The 19,248-nt window shown below is 58.0% G+C and carries 16 protein-coding genes and 2 pseudogenes; 14 read left to right on the forward strand and 4 right to left on the reverse strand.

The window, feature by feature from the left end; all coding sequences use genetic code 11:
- Positions 1 to 86 precede the first annotated feature (86 nt).
- Positions 87 to 899: a M949_RS01915 family surface polysaccharide biosynthesis protein gene (locus PspCFBP13509_RS15990; protein WP_065946995.1), complete on the forward strand. Its 813-nt coding sequence runs from the start codon at positions 87 to 89 to the stop codon at positions 897 to 899.
- A 108-nt stretch (positions 900 to 1,007) separates the two neighbouring features.
- Positions 1,008 to 1,922: a site-specific integrase gene (locus PspCFBP13509_RS15995; RefSeq protein ID WP_027605855.1), complete on the forward strand. Its 915-nt coding sequence runs from the start codon at positions 1,008 to 1,010 to the stop codon at positions 1,920 to 1,922.
- Between the two features lie 157 nt (positions 1,923 to 2,079).
- Here the strand turns inward: PspCFBP13509_RS15995 and PspCFBP13509_RS16000 are convergent, their stop codons facing one another.
- Entirely contained in the window at positions 2,080 to 2,937 is an 858-nt protein-coding gene (locus PspCFBP13509_RS16000) for an SDR family oxidoreductase (RefSeq protein ID WP_137212316.1), read from the reverse strand.
- Between the two features lie 100 nt (positions 2,938 to 3,037).
- On the reverse strand, positions 3,038 to 4,246 hold the full coding sequence (locus tag PspCFBP13509_RS16005; RefSeq protein WP_137212317.1) for a multidrug effflux MFS transporter: 1,209 nt from the start codon (positions 4,244 to 4,246) through the stop codon (positions 3,038 to 3,040).
- 136 nt (positions 4,247 to 4,382) lie between these two features.
- Here PspCFBP13509_RS16005 and PspCFBP13509_RS32180 point away from each other — a divergent pair.
- From PspCFBP13509_RS32180 to PspCFBP13509_RS16025, 5 genes and pseudogenes are all read left to right on the forward strand, one after another.
- Positions 4,383 to 5,138: pseudogene (locus tag PspCFBP13509_RS32180) on the forward strand (MCP four helix bundle domain-containing protein); the annotation flags it as partial.
- Positions 5,139 to 5,270: 132 nt separating this feature from the next.
- Positions 5,271 to 5,996, forward strand: a complete 726-nt coding sequence (locus PspCFBP13509_RS32185; protein WP_370671277.1) for a methyl-accepting chemotaxis protein — start codon at positions 5,271 to 5,273, stop codon at positions 5,994 to 5,996.
- Between the two features lie 199 nt (positions 5,997 to 6,195).
- Entirely contained in the window at positions 6,196 to 7,116 is a 921-nt protein-coding gene (gene rbsK, locus PspCFBP13509_RS16015) for a ribokinase (protein ID WP_065927539.1), read from the forward strand.
- A gap of 26 nt (positions 7,117 to 7,142) precedes the next feature.
- Complete coding sequence (fucP, locus tag PspCFBP13509_RS16020) at positions 7,143 to 8,474, forward strand: L-fucose:H+ symporter permease (protein ID WP_074846801.1); 1,332 nt, start codon at positions 7,143 to 7,145, stop codon at positions 8,472 to 8,474.
- Positions 8,471 to 9,517 (forward strand): aldose 1-epimerase family protein, encoded by a 1,047-nt coding sequence (locus PspCFBP13509_RS16025; protein WP_137212319.1) that lies wholly within the window; start codon positions 8,471 to 8,473, stop codon positions 9,515 to 9,517. The genes fucP and PspCFBP13509_RS16025 overlap by 4 nt, the downstream gene beginning before the upstream one ends.
- On the opposite strand, the gene deoR is transcribed toward PspCFBP13509_RS16025, so the two are convergent.
- Entirely contained in the window at positions 9,514 to 10,272 is a 759-nt protein-coding gene (gene deoR, locus PspCFBP13509_RS16030) for a DNA-binding transcriptional repressor DeoR (protein ID WP_065927542.1), read from the reverse strand. The genes PspCFBP13509_RS16025 and deoR overlap by 4 nt on opposite strands.
- Before the next feature lie 128 nt (positions 10,273 to 10,400).
- Between deoR and deoC the strand changes: the two genes are divergently transcribed.
- The 5 genes and pseudogenes from deoC to PspCFBP13509_RS16055 all read left to right on the forward strand — a co-directional run.
- Positions 10,401 to 11,084: a deoxyribose-phosphate aldolase gene (gene deoC / locus PspCFBP13509_RS16035; protein WP_137212320.1), complete on the forward strand. Its 684-nt coding sequence runs from the start codon at positions 10,401 to 10,403 to the stop codon at positions 11,082 to 11,084.
- A 189-nt stretch (positions 11,085 to 11,273) separates the two neighbouring features.
- Positions 11,274 to 11,633 (forward strand): response regulator, encoded by a 360-nt coding sequence (locus tag PspCFBP13509_RS16040; RefSeq protein ID WP_065927544.1) that lies wholly within the window; start codon positions 11,274 to 11,276, stop codon positions 11,631 to 11,633.
- Positions 11,633 to 12,244: a chemotaxis protein CheC gene (locus PspCFBP13509_RS16045; RefSeq protein ID WP_027605845.1), complete on the forward strand. Its 612-nt coding sequence runs from the start codon at positions 11,633 to 11,635 to the stop codon at positions 12,242 to 12,244. The genes PspCFBP13509_RS16040 and PspCFBP13509_RS16045 overlap by 1 nt, the downstream gene beginning before the upstream one ends.
- A 12-nt stretch (positions 12,245 to 12,256) precedes the next feature.
- Complete coding sequence (locus tag PspCFBP13509_RS16050; protein ID WP_137212321.1) at positions 12,257 to 13,585, forward strand: ATP-binding protein; 1,329 nt, start codon at positions 12,257 to 12,259, stop codon at positions 13,583 to 13,585.
- 2 nt (positions 13,586 to 13,587) lie between these two features.
- Positions 13,588 to 13,971, forward strand: a pseudogene (locus tag PspCFBP13509_RS16055) (response regulator); the annotation flags it as partial.
- A gap of 97 nt (positions 13,972 to 14,068) precedes the next feature.
- Here PspCFBP13509_RS16055 and PspCFBP13509_RS16060 read toward each other — a convergent pair.
- Positions 14,069 to 14,428 (reverse strand): winged helix-turn-helix transcriptional regulator, encoded by a 360-nt coding sequence (locus PspCFBP13509_RS16060; protein ID WP_027605843.1) that lies wholly within the window; start codon positions 14,426 to 14,428, stop codon positions 14,069 to 14,071.
- A 99-nt stretch (positions 14,429 to 14,527) separates the two neighbouring features.
- Here PspCFBP13509_RS16060 and PspCFBP13509_RS16065 point away from each other — a divergent pair, with 99 nt between their 5' ends.
- Entirely contained in the window at positions 14,528 to 15,277 is a 750-nt protein-coding gene (locus PspCFBP13509_RS16065; RefSeq protein WP_065947004.1) for an SDR family NAD(P)-dependent oxidoreductase, read from the forward strand.
- 1,505 nt (positions 15,278 to 16,782) lie between these two features.
- Positions 16,783 to 18,114 carry a tyrosine-type recombinase/integrase gene (locus tag PspCFBP13509_RS16070; RefSeq protein ID WP_137212322.1) on the forward strand — a complete coding sequence of 444 codons (1,332 nt, stop codon included), beginning with the start codon at positions 16,783 to 16,785 and terminating at the stop codon, positions 18,112 to 18,114.
- Positions 18,115 to 19,248: the final 1,134 nt, after the last annotated feature.

The following is a 19,248-nucleotide window of genomic DNA, read 5'->3' on the forward strand; positions in this document are numbered from 1 at the left end:
CCAGCCCTTGGTCTTAATTGAAGAATCTTCTCTGCAATGCGCTTCAAGTGCCGGTAAAGTAAGCCATCTCTTGCCAGGGTACTCGGATGAATAGCGTGCAGCGTATAAGCGGCCAATGGCGGCCCGTTTTGATCGGATTGTTGATGACGGCGGCCTGCGTCAGCGCCGTACGGGCAGATGATGGCGTGGCGCTCACCGCGCTCGCCCAAGTGCCTGAGGGTGTTGAAGTGCGCGGCAGGCAGGTCGCCGCCTATACCTGGGACGACCGCCAGGGCAAGAACCTGCTGGTGCTTTCCGAGCAGGTCAGCGAACGCGAGGATGACGGTACCCAGTCGGCGTTTGTCTATGCGGCCCAATACCTGATCGACGGTGACCGTCCCAAGCGCATGTGGATGCTCTACGACGACGTGCAGCATTGCCAATTCGATGCGGCGCTGCGCTTCGACATGGCCGCGACCAAGGTCACCGACCTCACCGGCGATGGCGTCACCCAGGCCACCGTGGGCTATTCGCGCTCCTGCACCAGCGATGTCAGCCCCAACGAATTCAAGCTGATCATGCATGTCGGCAAGTCGCAGAAGTACCGCCTGCGCGGGGTCGACCGGGTCGGCGCAGCCTGGTGGGATGAAGAGGCCGGGGCCCTGCGTGGCATGCCGCTGCCCAAGGATTGTAGCGTGGCCGGGCAGCAGGCGCTGGTCAGCCAGTACAAGGAGCAGGGCACGGAGTTGCCGTTGCCGGGTTGCTATGGCGATGAGAAGGACTTTGCCAAGGCGCCGGACGCTTACCTGACCTTTATGCGTCAGCACTGGTTCGCACTGATGCAGAAGCAGGATGCCGAATGGAGTCAGGCCCAGACCCAGCCCCAGGCGCCCACCGAGGATGAAGACACGGCACCGTGATTTTGTGCCAGGGCTTTTCCTGGGTTAGACTCGGTCTTCGCCAATTCACTAAATACCTCGATTAAACAATGAGTTGTTCGAGGTATTTAATCCAAAGGCTGATCTACCTTGACCGAGTCTATCCGTAACCCGTTGACCCTCTACCTCACCCGCCTGGCCCCCTCCAGCCAACTGACCATGCGCTACGTGCTGCAGGACGCCGCCGACCGCCTGGGCTTCGAAGACATCAACCTCGAAGACATCGACTGGCACCTGCTGCAACCCGAACATGTCATCGCCCTGGTCGCAGCGTTGCGTGAAGACGGCTACGCGCCGAATACCTCATCCCTGTACGTGAATGCCGTGCGCGGGGTGATGAATGAAGCCTGGCGCATGAGCCTGATCAGCCAGGAACATCTCCTGAAAATGCGTACGGTCAAGGCCACGCCCGGCACGCGCCTGGGCCAGGGCCGCAATCTGCGGCGCACGTTGATCCGGGAAATGATGGAAGTCTGCGCCGCCGACCCTCGCCCCCAAGGCCTGCGTGATGCAGCGGTCATCGGCATCCTGTATGGCTCGGGCATGCGCAAGTCCGAGTCGGTCAACCTCGACCTGGCGCAGATCAACTTCGATGAACGCAGCTTGCGGGTAATCGGCAAGGGCAACAAGGAGCTGGTCAAGTATGCACCGGACTGGGCTTTCGCCAAGTTGCAGGCCTGGTTGGCGTTCAGGCGCGAACAGCTCAAGGAAGGCGAGCAGGACGACAGCTTCCTGTTCAACCGCATACGAAGGGGCAGCCATATCACCCGCGAACGTATCACCAAGCACGCGATTTACTACATCGCGCGCCAACGGGGTGAGCAGGTCGGGGTGAAGATCATGCCCCACGATTTTCGCCGCTCGTTCATCACGCGGGTGATCGAGGAGCATGACCTGTCGATTGCACAAAAGCTGGCGCATCACACCAATATCCAGACCACCGCCAGTTATGACGTGCGTGACGACAATGAGCGGAGGCGGGCGGTGGACCGGTTCGATTTATAGGCGATCAGCGCGATATTACTAGGCCCTGTAGGAGCGAGCTTGCTCGCGAAGAGCTCACAGGCACCGCATTTATCCAGAATGCACGCGTTACCGTTGACGTTTTTCGCGAGCAAGCTCGCTCCTACAAAAGGCAAGTACGCTTAATTGATCGGTGGGTTTAGAGAATGGGTTTGCCACCGGTGACCGCATAGCGCGAACCCGAGATGTAGCTGGCCTCGTCCGATGCCAGCAGCACATAAATCGGCGCCACTTCCACCGGTTGGCCGGGGCGGCCCAGTGGGGTTTCGCTGCCGAAGTTCTGCACGTCTTCATCAGTCATGGTTGCCACGATCAACGGCGTCCAGATCGGGCCGGGCGCGACGCTGTTGACGCGGATGCCCTTGCTGCCGAGTAATTGCGCCAAGCCGCCGGTGAAGTTGGCGATTGCGCCCTTGGTGGCGGCATAGGCCAGCAGGGTCGGTTTGGGCATGTCGGAGTTCACCGAGCTGGTGTTGATGATCGAACTGCCGGCCTTCATATGCGGCAGCGCAGCCTTGCAGAGGCGAAACATCGCGGTGATGTTGATATCGAAGGTCTTGACCCATTCCTCATCCTCGATCTCTTCGAGCGTTTCGTGGGTCATCTGGAATGCCGCGTTATTCACCAGCACGTCGATGCGCCCAAACTGTTCTACGGTCTTGTCGACCAGCGCCTGGCAGGTGGCTTTTTGCGCGATATCGCCGGGCAGCAAAAGGCACTGGCGGCCTGCTTCCTCAACCCAGCGCGCGGTTTCCTTGGCGTCTTCGTGTTCGTCCAGGTAGGCGATGGCGACGTCAGCGCCTTCACGGGCAAAGGCGATGGCCACCGCACGGCCGATGCCGCTGTCGGCACCGGTGATCAAGGCGATTTTGTTGGCCAACCGGCCGGAGCCCTTGTAACTCTGTTCCCCGCAGTCCGGGTACGGGTCCATTTTGCGCTGGGTACCGGGCACGTTTTGCGCTTGAGGGGCGAAGGGCGGGCGTGGGTAGTCAGTCATTTCCAATCTCCATAGGTTTCGAACGGTGCTATGGGATTAGTAGTTTCATGGCCGGCGATAGTTGTAATGGATGCCGGCCAGGCCCGACGAGCGGTATAGGTCAGCCGTGGGGCGGGGCGCTCGCCAGGTGCGCCGGCAGGCGTCGAAAGGTCCACAGCGTGGTGAACATCGCCGCGAGCGCACACAGCGCGATACCGATGAGCATCGGCGCCGGCGTGTGGTCGGCAAACACTCCGACCAGGGTCATGGACACGGCAGCGGTGATCATCTGGATGGCCCCCAACAGCGCGGAGGCAGATCCCGCCACAGCACCATGATCTTCCAGGGATAACACGCCCGCCGCCGGCAACAACAGGCCGAGGAAACCGAAGCCGATAAACAGCAACGCCATCATCAAGGCCAGGCTGTCGACCCACAGCGTGGTCGCGGCCAGCAGCACCATAACGGCGGCTACGGCGACCACCGACCAACGAATCAGTGGCGCCAGGCCGAAGCGTGCGCTCAAGCGTGCAGTGAGTTGGCTCATGGCAAAAAACGACGCGGCGTTCAGGGCGAAACACAGGCTGAACTGGGTAGGCGTGAGGCCGAAGTATTCGATATACACGAAGGGCGCACTGCCGATAAACACGAAGAACGTCGCCAGCCCGAACCCGCACACCACCGACAAACCGATGAAGACCGGGTCACGCAGCAGTGCGCCGTAGCTGCTGAACGCCGTGCCCAAGGTCTTGCCCAGCCGGCGCTCGGCGGGATGGGTTTCGGGCAGCTGCACAATTGTCATCACCAGGCACAGCACGGCCACCACCGCGAGCACGGCGAACACTTCGCGCCAACTCCACAACGAAATCACCAGGCTGCCGGCCAGTGGCGCGAGAATCGGCGACACACTCATCACCAGCATCAGCAAGGCCATCAGCCGCGCGGCTTCATGGCCGGTGTACAGGTCACGCACGATCGCCCGGGGAATGACCATCCCGGCACAGGCGCCGAAGGCCTGCACGGCACGAAAGCCGATCAGCACTTCAATGGTGGGCGCCAGCGCGCAGCCGACGCTGCCCACCGCAAAGATCAGCAGACCGGCGTAAATCGGCGGCTTGCGCCCGAACACATCGCTGATCGGGCCGTAGAACAGCTGGCACACCCCAATGACCATGAAGAACACCGTGAGGCTCATCTGTACCGCCGCCGGCGAGGCGTGCAGGCTGGCGCCCAGGGTAGGCAGGGCGGGCAGGTAGATGTCGATGGCGAACGGGCCGACGGCGGTGATCAACCCCAGCAGTAACGCAAGGTGGGCAATACTTCGGGACATGGGCGGTTTCCGGCAGCGCAAAAGTCGATCAGCTTAAGGGATCCGCGCAGATCCGCAAACTTAGGCTTCACTAACAGGGATTGATGCCGATAACGGTAAGAACGTTGCTTCGACGGTTGGGTATGGGGATGTCAGCATGACGATCAAATTACGCTTGATGCTGTTGATTGCCACTGGGTTGCTCACGGCTCTGGTCATGAGCCTGGCCGGCTACCTGGGGAATGTTCGGATGAGCGAGGCCGTACAGGATAGCGAGGTGAGCATGACGGTCCTGCGCAACCATATGGAAGCCGACATGATGCACGACGCACTGCGTGCCGACGTGCTGTCCGCGATGCTCGTGGGGTTGGGCAAAAGCACCAGCAGCAAGGATGAGGTCAACACCTCGTTGAAGGAACACGCCGAGCATTTCCGTCAGGTACTGGGGGACAACCTCAAGTTGCCGCTGGATGCCACGATCAAAAGCGGCCTGGAAAAAATCAGACCCAGCCTGGACACCTATATCAGTGCCGGCGAGCGCATCGTCGCGCTGGCACTGGAGAATCCTGAGGCCGCTCGCGGGGAACTGGACACCTTCAACAAGGCGTTTTCCCAGCTGGAAGATCAAATGGCCGCATTGAGCGAGCTGATCGAAAGTCATACCCAGCAGACCAGCGCCAGTACGCGGCAGACCATCAGCCACGCCAATTTGACCTTGGGCGCGGTACTGATCGCGAGCCTGCTGTTGCTCCTGGCTCAGGGCCGCTGGGTCATCTTGAGCATCATGGGGCCACTGCAGACCGCCAGCCGCATTGCTGCGAGTATCGCTCGTGGCAACTTGAGCGAGCCGATCGTCGAACCCAAGCGCAAGGACGAAGCCAGCTCATTGATCCGCAACCTCGCCATCATGCAGCGAGATCTACGCGGCATGATCGAGGTGGTGCGCAGCAATGCCCACGGCGTCAATGGCATGAGCGAACGCTTGAGCCAGGGCTGCCATGACGTCGCCGGCAGCAGCCAGCAGCAAAGTGCGGCCGCCAGCACCATGGCGGCCGCGGCCAGTGAAATGACCGCCAGTATCGAGGAAATCACCCGGCATGCCGGACGCGCCCTGGACATGGCCAACCAGGCCGAAGCCCTGGCCAAGGACGGCGGCCGGGTGATCCATCAGGTGGTGAAGGATATGGATGGCATTGCCCGCTCAGCGCAGCAATCGGCCCAGGTCATTCGTACGCTGGACAAGGAGTCCGAGGCGATCTTCAGCATTATCCAAGTGATCAAGGGCATCGCTGACCAAACCAACCTGTTGGCCCTGAACGCCGCGATTGAAGCCGCCCGCGCCGGCGAACAGGGACGCGGCTTTGCGGTGGTCGCCGATGAAGTGCGCAGCCTGGCGGGCCGCACCAGCGCCTCGACCCAGGAAATTGCCAGCATGGTCGGGCGTATCCAGCAGAACACCCGGGAAGCGGTGACCAGCATGGAGGAGGGCGTCACCCAAGTGGATAAAGGCATGGCGGTGACTGCCGAGGTGGAGCGAGCGATCCGCGATATTCTGCAGGCCACCCTCAATACCACCGAGTTGGTGAACGACATCTCGCGCACCATCGGTGAACAGAGTTTGGCCAGCAACGAAATCTCCCACCAGGTGGAGATGATTGCGGGGATGTCGGAAAACAACAGCCGCATCATCGGCGAAACCGCCTCGACCACCGATGAACTGGCCGGGTTGGCCGGCAAGTTGTCGCAATCCGTGGATCGCTTCAGCCTGTAACACCGCACAGACCTGATACACGCTTTATGGACCGGCCCCCTGTGGGTCGGTTTTTTTTGCCCGGTCCACCGGCCCACCCGCAGGGCTCGTTGACCGGGCACCGCAAAAAAAGATTGAATATTCACACCTAATGTTATTTAAATAACAAAACAAGAGCACCACGACCTGCCTGGTCGTGTTGCAACAAGGTGGAATAGCAATGAGCAAGATCGCAGTCATCGGCAGCAATATGGTGGATTTGATCACCTACATCGACCGCATGCCGGCCCAGGGCGAAACCCTGGAAGCGCCTGGTTTTGCCCTCGGGTGTGGCGGCAAGGGGGCGAACCAGGCGGTGGCGGCCGCCAAGCTTGGGGCGCAGGTGCTGATGTTGAGCAAGGTCGGCGACGACATGTTTGCCGACAACACCCTGGCCAACTTCCAGCGTTTTGGTATCGACACCCGTCATGTGCAGCGGGTGCCTGGGGTTTCCAGCGGTGTCGCGCCGATTTTTGTGCGAGCCGACTCCCACAACAGCATTCTGATCGTCAAAGGCGCCAATGCGCATTTGTTGCCGGCGGACATCGACGCGGCGGCCGCCGACCTGCGCGAGTGCACCCTGATCGTGCTGCAGTTGGAGATCAATCTGGAGACGGTCTACTACGCCATCGAATTTGCGCACCGGCACGGCATCGCGGTGCTGCTCAACCCGGCACCGGCCCTGGCCGGCCTGAGCGGGGAGCACCTGGCACAGCTGGATTTCCTGATCCCCAATGAATCGGAACTGGCGTTGATCAGCGGCCAGGTCGTGGACTCGCCGGACGCCGCCCAACGCGCCGCGCGCACGCTGGTGGCCAGCGGCATTCGCCACGTGATCGTCACCCTCGGTGAACACGGTGCGTTGTACGTGGGAGAGGAGGGCGAATTCCGGGTGCCGGGCCGAAAGGTCGTGGCACGGGACACCACGGGCGCCGGCGATGCCTTTATCGGTTGCTTCATCCAGCACTGGAGCCGCGACGGCGGTATCCGGCAGGCCATGGAACAGGCCGTGGCGTATTCCGCCTGCTCGGTAATGGCCCTGGGCACCCAGACGTCATACCCCGACAGCGAGGCGTTCGCTCGTTTCCAGCAACAGCCGTAATCCCCAAACCAGCCCGGAGAACAATAATGAACAAACCTGCGCTGCAACAGACACCCGATGGTTTCTACCTGAACCGCACTCCCTGGTTCGCCTTTATCCTGCTGTGCAGCATCTTTGCGCTGTGGGCGGCCGCGGCAAGCATGAATGACGTGCTGATCGCACACTTCAAGAAAGCGTTTTTGCTCAGTGATTTCCAGACCGCCTTTGTGCAGTCGGCGTTTTACCTGGGCTATTTTTTCGTGGCGATTCCGGCGGCAATGGTGGTGCGCCGCTTCAGCTACAAGAGCACGATCCTGATCGGGTTGCTGCTGTACATGTTCGGCTGCCTGCTGTTTTTCCCGGCGGCGTCGACGGCCAAGTACGGCATGTTCCTGCTGGCGCTGTTTGTGATTGCGGCCGGCCTGTCGTTCCTGGAAACCGCCTGCAACACCTACTCGACCCTGATGGGGCCACGGGAAACCGGGACGCGGCGCTTGAACATCTCGCAGACGTTCCACCCCTTCGGTGCGATGGCCGGGGTGTACGTCGGCAGCTTCGTGATGTTCAAGGACACCGACGCGACCACGGAACAACTGGCCCGGATGAGCGCCTCCGAGGCTGCCGTGCAGCAGTTGCAGATGATCCAGTCCACGCTGTTGCCCTACAAGTGGATGATCGCCGTGCTGGTGCTGATGTTTATCCTGGTCGCGATCACTCGGTTCCCTGCCTGCAAGGGCAATAAGCCGGCTGACAGCAGGCCTGGCAGCCTGCGCCACAGCCTGGGCCGGCTGTGGCGTAACCCGCGCTTTACCTTTGGCGTATTGGCGCAGTTTCTCTACGTGGGCGCCCAGGTCGGCGTGTGGAGTTTTACCATTCGCCTGGCGATGCAAATGGGCGGAATGAATGAACGCAGCGCCTCATGGTTTTTGCTGACCACCTTTGCCGCCTACTTTGTCGGCAAGATGATCGCCAACCTGTTGATGCGCCGCCTGCATCCGGCCAAGGTCCTGGCGATCTACGGTGTGCTGTGCATTGTGCTGCTGGCCTACACCATTCTGGTGCCGAATATTTCGGCGGTGTACGCAGCGGTCGGCGTGAGTATTTTCCTCGGCCCGTGCTGGCCGACCATTTACGGCCTGACCATCGATGGCCTGGGTGAAGACACCGGCGTCGGCGGTTCATTGCTGGTGATGAGCATCGTCGGCGGCGGGGTGATTCCGATCTTCCAGGGCCTGTTGTCCGATGCCAGCGGCGGCAATATGCAGCTGGCCTACAGCGTGCCGTTGCTGTGCTTTATCGTGATCGTGATGTACGCGGTCAAGTGCATGCGCCAACCCGGCACGTTACCGTCGAGCGCTGTTGCGGCGGTGGCCTCATGAATACGCGGATTGCGCTGTATCCAGCGGTGTTTGCCGAGCAGGAGAGAATCCTGTTGCAGTCCGAGGATTTCAAGGTCAGTGCCTGGATCTATCCGTCCGGCGTGCTGGCCGTGAGCCTGGAGAACAGTCGTGGACGCCTGGTGCTGCTGCCTTATCAAGGGCAGATGATCTGGTCGGCGGTGTTCGACGGCTGTGACCTGACCATGAGCAACCTGTTCGAGCAACCCCGGCCCAGCCCGACGGTCATCGATACCTACGGCTGCTTCATGTTTCACAGTGGCCTGCTGCGCAACGGTTGCCCGGCGCCGGATGACACCCACGCCTTGCACGGCGAAATGCCTTGCGCCCCGATGGACTCGGCCTGGCTGGAAATCGGCGAGGGCTTTGTGCGCCTGGGCGGTTGCTATCAATACGCCAAGGGCTTCGGCGATCGCTACCGGGCGTGCCCCAGCGTGACCCTGCGCGCTGACTCGGCCTTGTTCGATATCGATATGGACGTGACCAACCTGGCTGGCAAGCCTATGGAGCTGATGTACATGGCCCATATGAACTATGCGTATGTGGCCGGCGCGCGGTTTGTCGAGCCGTTGGGCATGCAGCACCTGCGCCTGCGCACCAGCATTCCGGACCACGTCAAGCCGACGCCGGATTGGAGCGCCTACATGGCGCAACTGGCCGAGCAACCTACGCAATTGGTGTGTCTGGATAAGCCGGCGTTGTACGACCCTGAAATCGTGTTTTTCTTCGACGGCGTCGGCACAGACGCCACCGGCCTGGCCCACTTCCTGCTGGATCATCCCGATGGCGCGGCGTTCTACACCCGCTATCGCCCCGAACAATTCGCCCACGCCGCACGCTGGATCCTGCACGCGCCGGATCAGCAAGTGGCGGCGTTCGTGCTGCCATCGACGTGCGAACCCGAGGGCTATAACGCCGAGAAAGCCAAAGGCCACGTGCGTCTGCTGGCGGCGGGAGCCAGCGCTTCGTTCAGTGTCACCACCGGCTACCTGAGCGCGCAGGAACGCCAGCGCTTGCTGGGTTAAACCAGCAATTGCGCGCCGTGGGCCTGGATGGCGTCCTTGTAGCTGCGGGGGATTTTCTTGTCGCTGACCACGTACTGAAAGTCTTGCAGGGCAGCGAAGTGAGCGGTGCGCACCGTGTCGAACTTGCTGAAGTCGGCGAGCAACACACGTTGCTGGGCCTGGCGCATGACCTTTTGCTTGACCTCGACTTCATTGAAGTTGAAGCACGTCACGCCGAATGCCTGGCTGACGCCGGCGGCCGTCACGAAGGCCCATGTCAGGCGCACGCTGTCGAGGATGCTGCTTTCGGCACTGTTTTCAAACACCTGGTTCTTGCGATGGAAGGTGCCGCCGCACAACACGATGTGGCAGTTGGGCTTGTTATGCAGCTTGAGCAGCACGTTCAACGAGCTGCACACCGCCGTGAACTCCAAGTCGTCGGGGATGAAGTCGATCACAAACGGCGAGGTGGTACCGCAGTCGAAAAACACCGTGTCACCGGGCTGGATCAGGCGCGCGGCGAGTTTGCCGATGCGGCGCTTTTCCTCGACGTGGCGGGTGTCCTGCTCGGCAACCCGGTAATCGCTGACCTCGCTGCCGACCCGGGTGATGTAGCCACCCAGCAGGCGCAGGTGATCACTGAAGTGGTTGAGATCGCGGCGCAGGGTCATCTCCGAAACCTCCAGCAGCGCCGCCATTTCCCTCAGGTGAATGGCGTTCTGGTCCTGCAAGGCTTGTTGGATAAGCTTGAGTCGCTCGGCTTTTCTACTGTCCACGAGTATTCCAGGGCTTGATTGTTTGTGTTAGATAAGTAACATTTAATGTTATTATTATAACGCATTAGTGTGGGTGCTGTGACAAGCGGCACACGACCATTCGCAACATACAGGCAAGGGCACGTTAAATGAACACTCTTCAACCCGCAGCATTGGCCAAGTACATCGATCACACCTTGCTGGCGCCCGACGCCTCCCGCGAGCAGATTCGCACTTTGTGCGAGGAAGCCCGGGAGCACGGTTTTTATTCGGTGTGCCTGAACTCAGGGCAGGTGCCTTACGCCGCTTCCTGCCTGGCCGACGACAGCGTGGTGATTTGTGCCGTGGTGGGCTTTCCCCTGGGCGCCGGCCTGAGTGACACCAAGGCCTTCGAAGCCGAACGGGCGATTGCCGCCGGGGCAGGGGAGATCGACATGGTGCTCAATATCGGCTGGTTGAAGGACGGTTTGCTGGAGGCAGTGCGCGAAGACATTGCCTTGGTCCACAAGGCCTGCGGCGCCGTGCCGTTGAAGGTCATCCTGGAAACCTGCCTGCTGGACGACGAAGAGAAAGTCCAGGCCTGCGAAATCTGCCGGGACCTGGGTGTGGCGTTCGTCAAGACCTCCACGGGGTTCAGCCGAAGCGGTGCCACCGCCGAAGACGTGGCCCTGATGCGTAAAACCGTGGGCGCCGCGGTTGGGGTCAAGGCGTCCGGGGGCGTGCGCGATTATCCGACGGCACTGAAAATGATTGAAGCCGGGGCGACGCGCTTGGGCAGCAGTTCGGGGATTGCGATTGTCGGCGGGGCGATGACGGCGGCCAGTGGTTACTGAGTTTCGGGCCGGCGCCTGGCAGCCTGTAGGGAAATCCCTACAGGCTGCGCAAATCATTAGAGCACTATCCGGATTTCTTCATGGCTCTTTGCTATATGTCACGCTAGAGTGATTGGAAGATTCAATGAAGTCTTGATTTCTCCGGCCTCGGCCGAGGCCGCAGGACACTTCATACCTGTGGAGTGCACCATGAAAGTTCTAATCGCCGATGATTCATCCATGTCCCGCAAGATGGTCTTGCGTTCCCTGCCGGAATCACTGACCGAAGATGTTCGCCAGGCCTGCAACGGTGCCGAGGTGATGGAGGCTTACCACGCCGGTTTGGTCGACCTGCTTTTTCTCGACCTCACCATGCCCGTCATGGATGGCTTCCAGACCCTGGAGGCACTCAAGCGCGAAGACGCCAACGTGGTCGTCGTGGTGATCAGTGCAGACATCCAACCCCTGGCCAGGCAACGGGTATTCGACCTGGGCGCTGCTGCCTTTGTAGCCAAGCCGGTTACGGCTGAAGCTGTAGTCAATGCCTTGCACGTCATAGGAGTGCTTTGATGGAAACCTTGGCCGCACTCACCGAAGACCAACGTGATGCCCTGCAGGAACTGATGAACATCGCCATGGGACAGGCGGCCGAGCGACTGGCGCTGCTGACCGATACCATGGTGACGCTTTCGGTTCCCTTTATTCACCCGCTGATCCGGGAACAGAATCACCTGTTGATTCCGGAGCATCTGCGTCGGAGCTTCATGATCGTCACCCGCCAGTCTTTTCTGGGTGAGCTACGCGGCGAAGTGTTCGTGTGCTTTGGCTCCAAGGGGGCCGATGAACTGGCCGAACTGCTGGGCTACAAGGGCAGCGGCCTGGAGCAGCAGCACGAGTTGATGCTTGATGTCACCAACATCCTGACCGGCGCCTGCATCAGTGGCCTGGCACGGCAGGTGGCGACTCAGGTGAGTTATGACGCACCGTCCATTCTCGTCCACACCGAACATGCGGCGAATGCACTGGATGAATTGAACCTGAATGAACACCTGGCGATGGTGCTGGAAATCCGTTTCGAGGTTCAGGCTCATCAGTTCTCCTGCGACTTGTTGATCTGCATCACTGAACGTACGGCTGGGGTTGTCGTTCGGGCCATCGATCGTTTGCTGGACGAACTTTGAAGGGATCTCTTCATGACAGACATCAAGGCAATTTCCCGGGAAACCCTTGAGTCGATGCTCAAGGCCATCAACATGGGCGTATTGCTGGTCGACCAGGACTGCAAGGTGCTGTTCTCTAACCATTTCATGTCCATCAACAGTGGCCGCAGCGCGGAAGAACTGGTCGGCCGTACGTTGTTCGAAGCCTTTCCGGAGCTGCCGGAGGCCTGGACCCGGCAGAAGATCAACAGCGTCATCACCCTGCAAAACTTTGCGTTCACGTCATGGCAGCAGCGGCCGCACCTGTTCAATTTCGAGAGTACCCGGCCCATCAGTGGCATGGTCCGGCACATGTATCAGAACTGCACCTTCTTCCCGGTGCAAGACGCCGATGGCAGCAATCTTGGCGTGGGCCTGGCCATCAGTGACACGACCGATACCGCTGCCCGTCAACTTGAGCTGACGCAGCTTAACAAGTTGCTGGAAGAAGAGAAGGGCGCCCAGGCGCTGCTGATCGCGCGGCTCGAAGACGCACAGGCGCAGTTGCTGCAGTCCGAGAAAATGGCGGCGATAGGGCAACTTGCTGCAGGCGTGGCCCACGAGATCAATAACCCGATCGGGTTTGTCGGCTCCAACGTCAACAGCCTGCGTCGTTACCTGGTGGACATCTTCGCGCTGCTCGAAGCCCATGAGCAGGCGACCGACGACAGGCATGCCAGCGCTCATCCCGAGCTTGCGGTGATGCGGGACAAGATGGATTACACCTTCATGCGCCAGGACATCGACGACCTGCTGGCCGAGTCGGTCGACGGCCTTGACCGGGTCACTCGCATCGTCAAGGACCTGCGCGAGTTCTCCCACGTCGACAGTTACGAATGGCAGTTGGCCGACCTGCACAAGGGGCTCGACAGTACCCTCAACGTTATCTGGAACGAGATCAAGTTCAAGGCTCAGGTGATCAAGTGCTACGGCGATGTCGAGCCCATCGAATGCATGGGTTCACAGATCAACCAGGTCTTCCTGAACTTGCTCATCAATGCAAGCCATGCCGTGGGCGCCGACGGCGAAATCACCATCAGCAGCGGCAGGGAGGACGGTGGAGTCTTCGTCGAAATCGCCGACAACGGCCATGGCATTCCCCTTGAAATCCAGAACCGGATATTCGAACCGTTCTTCACAACCAAGCCGGTGGGCATGGGGTCGGGCCTTGGCCTGTCGTTGTCGTACAGCATCATGGTCAAGCACCATGGACGCCTCACCGTCGACAGTGAGCCGGGCAGGGGGAGTCGCTTCCGCGTCTGGTTACCCTTACGCCAGCCGGTAATTGAGGCTGTCTCTACCTGCGCCGTTGAAGGACGCTGATCATGGATACGTTGCCTTCCTGCGAAAAACGACACACCGTCATGCTGGTGGATGATGAGGAAAGTATCCTCAACAGCCTTCGGCGCCTGCTGCGCGCAAAGCCTTACGACTTGCTGCTGGCCACGAGCGGTGCCCAGGCGCTGAGCCTTTTCGAACAACACGCGGTCGACCTGATCGTCTGCGACGCGCGCATGCCGTTCATGGACGGGCCGACCTTGCTGCGCGAGGTGCATAGGCGCGATCCGCACTGCGTGAATATCCTGCTGACCGGCTACGCCGATATGAGCATGATCACGCAGGCAATCAACGATGGGTATGTGTTCCGTTACATCAGCAAGCCCTGGAATGATGAAGAGCTCAAGCTCACTCTCGATCAGGCTCTGGAAATGAAGAGTGCTCGTTGAGCGTAACCCGGCGAATTCGTCGCCAAGCCTATAACTCAACTAAATAGTCATTTAGTTGAGTTGGCTATCGGGGCAGGGCTCAGGCCTGGGCGAGGGCGCTGATACGCCGTTCGCTGATGCGTTCGACGGTGTCCATATGTTCGGTGCCCCACACGCACAACGCGCCCAGCGCAGTGGCCAGTGACTGCCCGAAGGGTGTCAGGGAATACTCGACCTTGGGCGGGATCTCCTGGAAGTCGATCCGCGCAATGATTTCGTCGCGTTCCAATTCCTTGAGTTGCTGGATCAACACCTTGTCGGTCACGCCGCCAATCGCACGCCTTAACTCGCCATACCGATGAACATGTCGCGCCAGGTTATACAGGACCAGCGGTTTCCATTTGCCGCCAATCACCGCCAGGGCAGCCTCGAGCCCGCAATTGAAGGTGTTGTTCGCCATGTGATGGGTGCTCCAAAGGGGTACTTACTAAAAGGTGCATACTATTCAAAAGAATAGTCTGGATCTAGAGTTGGGCCTCAACATTCTTCGGAGTTAACCATGAGCAGGCTCGACGGGAAAATTGCAGTGATCACCGGTGGCAACAGTGGTATTGGCCTGGCAACCGCCATTCGCTTTGCAGCGGAAGGTGCACAGGTGGTGATTGTGGGACGCAGGCAGGAAGAACTGGACAAGGCGCTGGGCCTGATCGGGCCTACAGCGATCGCCATTCAAGGGGATATCTCGAGGCTGGACGACCTGGAGCGCATTTTCATCCACATCAAAAGCGTCAAAGGTCGCGTTGACGTGCTGTTCGCCAATGCAGGCCTGGGGGATTTCCAGCCGCTCGGGTCGATCACCGAAGAGTCGTTCGATCGCACGTTCGGCATCAACGTCAAAGGCACACTGTTCACCGTGCAAACAGCGCTGCCACTGATGCACGCCGGCGGTTCGGTGATCCTCACAGGTTCGACCACCGGCACCATGGGCACACCGGCATTCAGCGTGTACAGCGCCACGAAAGCCGCATTGCGTAATTTCGCCAGGAGCTGGGCGCTGGATTTGAAAGGCAGCGGTATTCGCGTCAACGTACTTTCACCGGGACCAATCTCGACACCGGGCCTGGACCTGGCGCTTTCAAGTACCGGCCAGAAGGATGCAATCATTGATGACATGACGGCGCAGTTGCCACTGGGCCGTATCGGCCAACCGGAAGAAGTTGCGGCGGCGGCATTGTTCCTGGCGTCGGACGACAGCAGTTTCATGACCGGCAGCGAAATGTTCGTGGATGGAGGGTTCGCTCAGGTTTGAACCAGAGAGGGGCTTTGCCTGTTGGAATCTGACGGGCACTGCCCCTCATTACGTAACATTGTATTACGCATAATGTATATTATGTTAAATCATGTGTCAGGCTCAGCCACTTCCAGCTCTCGTCGCCTACTTATGAACATACTTCTCAGTGAATCAAGATTCATGTGCGCCAATCGCGGTTTAAGTGGAAAGCCCTATGCTAATCCCCTGAAACCCTTGATCCCTGAGGGCTGGAGCGCAGCCAGCAAGCCATTGCGACAAGTTGTTTTTAACAAAATCAGTGGAAAAATCTGTTTTCTGAAAATCCGTAAGGTACTGATTAATAACATTATTTACTGACTAGCCTCAAATTGAACAGCTCCCGAGTCTATGGAGAAATAAATGGACTGAGATCCGAAGGTGCGCATCTTTGGCTGCCCTGAAGCCCACGGAAGACAGGGGTTCCAGCGATTTTTGAAGAAATGAATAGACATTCTCACCCCCCGTTTCCTGAGACGAAACAAGTGGACATTCCATGCCGACCGAGCGCTGCCAAAGGTCTTGCCGGAGACCTGCTTAAGCCTAGCGTCCGCATGCTCATAGGGCCTAAGCTGAAGCTTCTCAAAGCCGCTTCAACCTCTCCAAAGCCCGGTAATAAAGGGCCAGTGTCATGGACACCATGGTTCGTGTTGCAATCACGCAATGATCCTTGTCTGCTCGCCGCCGCTCCTGAACGACATGATCAACAATACGTAGCTTGGTCGTAGCCATCCCTCGATGGCGCCGTTATTTATTGACAAAATAAGTGGAAATGCCATGTTCTGATCAGACTTAAAGTCCGTGCAACCCACGAAAATCGGGCTCTCACGGGTATTCAACAAAACAAGTGGATGTCCCAGAGTGCGTTTCTATCAAAAGATTTAAATGGAAAAACCAATCGTGCTTTTCCACTCATTTCTTGATTTCTGCCTGAGCTTCGTTGAAGCGAATATTATTCCGAAAATGCAGAGCCCGAAGCATGAATTACACGACAATTGCCACTGACCTTGTGCCGAGCAAAGCCGCTCCAATGAGCTTAACTCCGTTTTACGCTCATGACACCCAAAGAATAAAAATCGAGTTCGCACACTTTGACAATATTGGATTAATAATTTTGATAATGATCCAGAAAGGTTTAAGTCCATAATGAAGCGGCGAATTCAGATTGGTCTGACAATACATATTTAAATATAAAGAAATTCCGCGCATCACATGAGGCGCAAAAAATCTACACGAAGTAATTAGCGGAAAAACCAACAGGGCAATCGCTACTTAGTGCAGATCCCAGGCTTTTGTCAAGCCCATGCTAACACTATGTCTGCTGAGCAAGGGTAGTTGCAACGGAGTCATTCAGGGGCTACCATCGATCAATGCTCATCAGTTCACATTAAAGAAGATGGAAAATACAACCGCCCTGCCCTAACTTCCAGTTACTCCCATTACTGGAAGTTCTTAATCAGCGACAAATCATACGGTAGTGCACCAATATGTCTACGCAGCCCATGCCTGTTTTTGAGACCTACGAAATTTTCATTGATATGGACTTTAGTTTGCGTGAACCTAGTATGGCTTGCATTCGTCAGTACATTCAAAATTTTCCCGCATCAGTGGAGGCTAACAAGGGTTATCTAACGACTCGGGAGTTCCTTCGCGCCTTTTCGGACAACAGCCAAACTTTCACTTCTTATAGAACTCATGTTGAAAGGTTGTTGTTATGGGCACTCATCATAAAGCAGAAGCCTTTTTCTCAGCTCAAACGCCAAGATGCGGAAGACTACCTAGAGTTCTGCCGTAACCCTCCAGGAGACTGGATTGGCCCAGTCGTACGCGGCCGTTTCGTGACCAGCGATCAGACCGAATCTGCTTGGGGTGATCCTGTCATGCCAAACGAGAAATGGAGGCCATTTAGCCTGAAGCAATCTAAGGACTCCTCGAATGACCTGAAGTTAACGCCCGACGCCACATTCCGGGATGCAGAGCCTGGCGTGGCCTCGAGCGTCACTCGTTACAAGCCTTCTCCGAGCACCCTCAACCAGATCTATACGATCTGCAGCCGGTTCTTTGAGTACATGATCGAAGACGGGACAGCTTCGGCGAACCCTTTCCGGATGATCAAGAAGCGCACCCTTAACCGTGGAGCGCCACAAGAGGAAGGCTCGAATCGCGCCCTGACGCCCTTACAGTGGGACTACGTGCTGGAGACCGCTGAACGGATGGCCCAGGATGAGCCAGCGCGACACGAACGCACTCTATTCATCGTCGCCACTCTGTTTGCGATGTATCTCCGGGTCTCCGACATCGTTGGCCGGCCGAACTGGCACCCGGTAATGGGTGATTTTCGCCAGGATCCAGAGGGCAACTGGTGGTACCACGTGATCGGGAAAGGCAACAAGGCCGGTAAGGTCGCAGTCAGGGATGAGTACGTCTCCAAGTACCTGAAGCGCTACCGCCGGTTTGTAGGCCTTTCGCCGTTGCCGGAATGGAACGAGCAGACGCCTCTGCTGATGACACTTCGAGGTCGCTCAGGACTCTCCGGGCGACAAGTACGCGCCCTCCTCCAATCAGTCTTCGATAATGCTGTCGCGCGAATGCGCGATGAGGAGCGCGAAGAACACGAGATGAATAGCCTGCGTGCAGCGTCTGCGCACTGGCTGCGGCATACTTCTGCAACGTTTGATGCGCCACTGCGTAGTCCAAAGGATCTGCAGATGGACTTGCGGCATAGCAGTCTCAGCACCACTCAGAACGTCTATTACCACTCGCACGACCAAGAACGTAGTCTCTCTGTGCGTGGCGTGGGCATGCGCGACAGGGGTTAAAAGTCCCATCGCCTCCATAGCAGCTACCGGTATCGGGCTACATACGCATTCTCAATCAGATGAGTACAGTCAATTGCGACTGTACTCACTACCGTTCGACAGTTGCTGCACCGCCTGGTTGGACATTGGCGAACACGTCCGAACTTTAACATTGGCGAGTGCTTATTTAACGTCAGGCATCGTCAGGCGATACGTTAGTATTTGAATCGAATTGCGCCTACTGCTAATCCATAGTTGCTATATCGGTGCCGTCATTAATAATAATGGAGGTATTTAAATGCCCGGCGCTAAATCCACTTCATGCTCTCGCGCTCGAACCAAAACATGGTTTGGCACCCGCCAATTGTCCGTTGCCCAGAAGAAACTTGTAAGGCTTAGTCAATTTCAAGCAATTGGTTGGTTTTTCAAAGCCGTCGACATCCTGCGGGAGGATCCTTGATGGATCAATTGAACGGGATGTTTGTTTCGACCGCGAAGTTGATCAACTGAGCATCGGAACTGACGCCCCAGTACATCTATTATGCTCTGCTACTGGGACGAGAGATTCTTCGTGGCTTGGTGCTTGATCGGTGCGCGAGAGCGAGAGCTTGCCAAACAGCTGATTGCTGACGGAGCCCACAACTTTTGGCCCGATACGCGTCTCTGCGAAGCCGGGTTGGAAGACCGTGTTCAAGTATGGCTGGCCAATCTCCCCACGGACAAACCTGATCACGTAGAGTTTGAAATCGTGAGATTCGCAGACCAACCGCCTCGAAATGCCCTCCAGTTCGCAAAATAGAATCGAGGTGCAACGAGCAAGAAGCCATGAGCGTTGAGTCTGCCAGGATCAGGAACAGCGCCGATGATAAGCCCACTTGGCTATCCTGAAGCCGCTGTTCGCGGATCATTCTGTGCAATGCGTTGCTTGGCGCAGCGGAGAAACACTAACTGTATTTATATGCAGCATAGGAAAGATACGACACCTCGAGCGTTCAAGTACACCGACGCCCCCTGTGTTGGGCTCCTGATGAGCCTCTAAACCACGTGACACGGGCCTGTAGCCATTCTCCACTGGCGACCACCCATCATGGTCGACAAGGTTAATCAGAACACACAGGTGCCAGATTCATGAGGCTAGAAATAACGCTGTTTTTA

The sequence above is a fragment of the Pseudomonas sp. CFBP13509 genome, from assembly GCF_005233485.1.
GTDB classification, from domain to species: Bacteria; Pseudomonadota; Gammaproteobacteria; order Pseudomonadales; family Pseudomonadaceae; genus Aquipseudomonas; species Aquipseudomonas marginalis.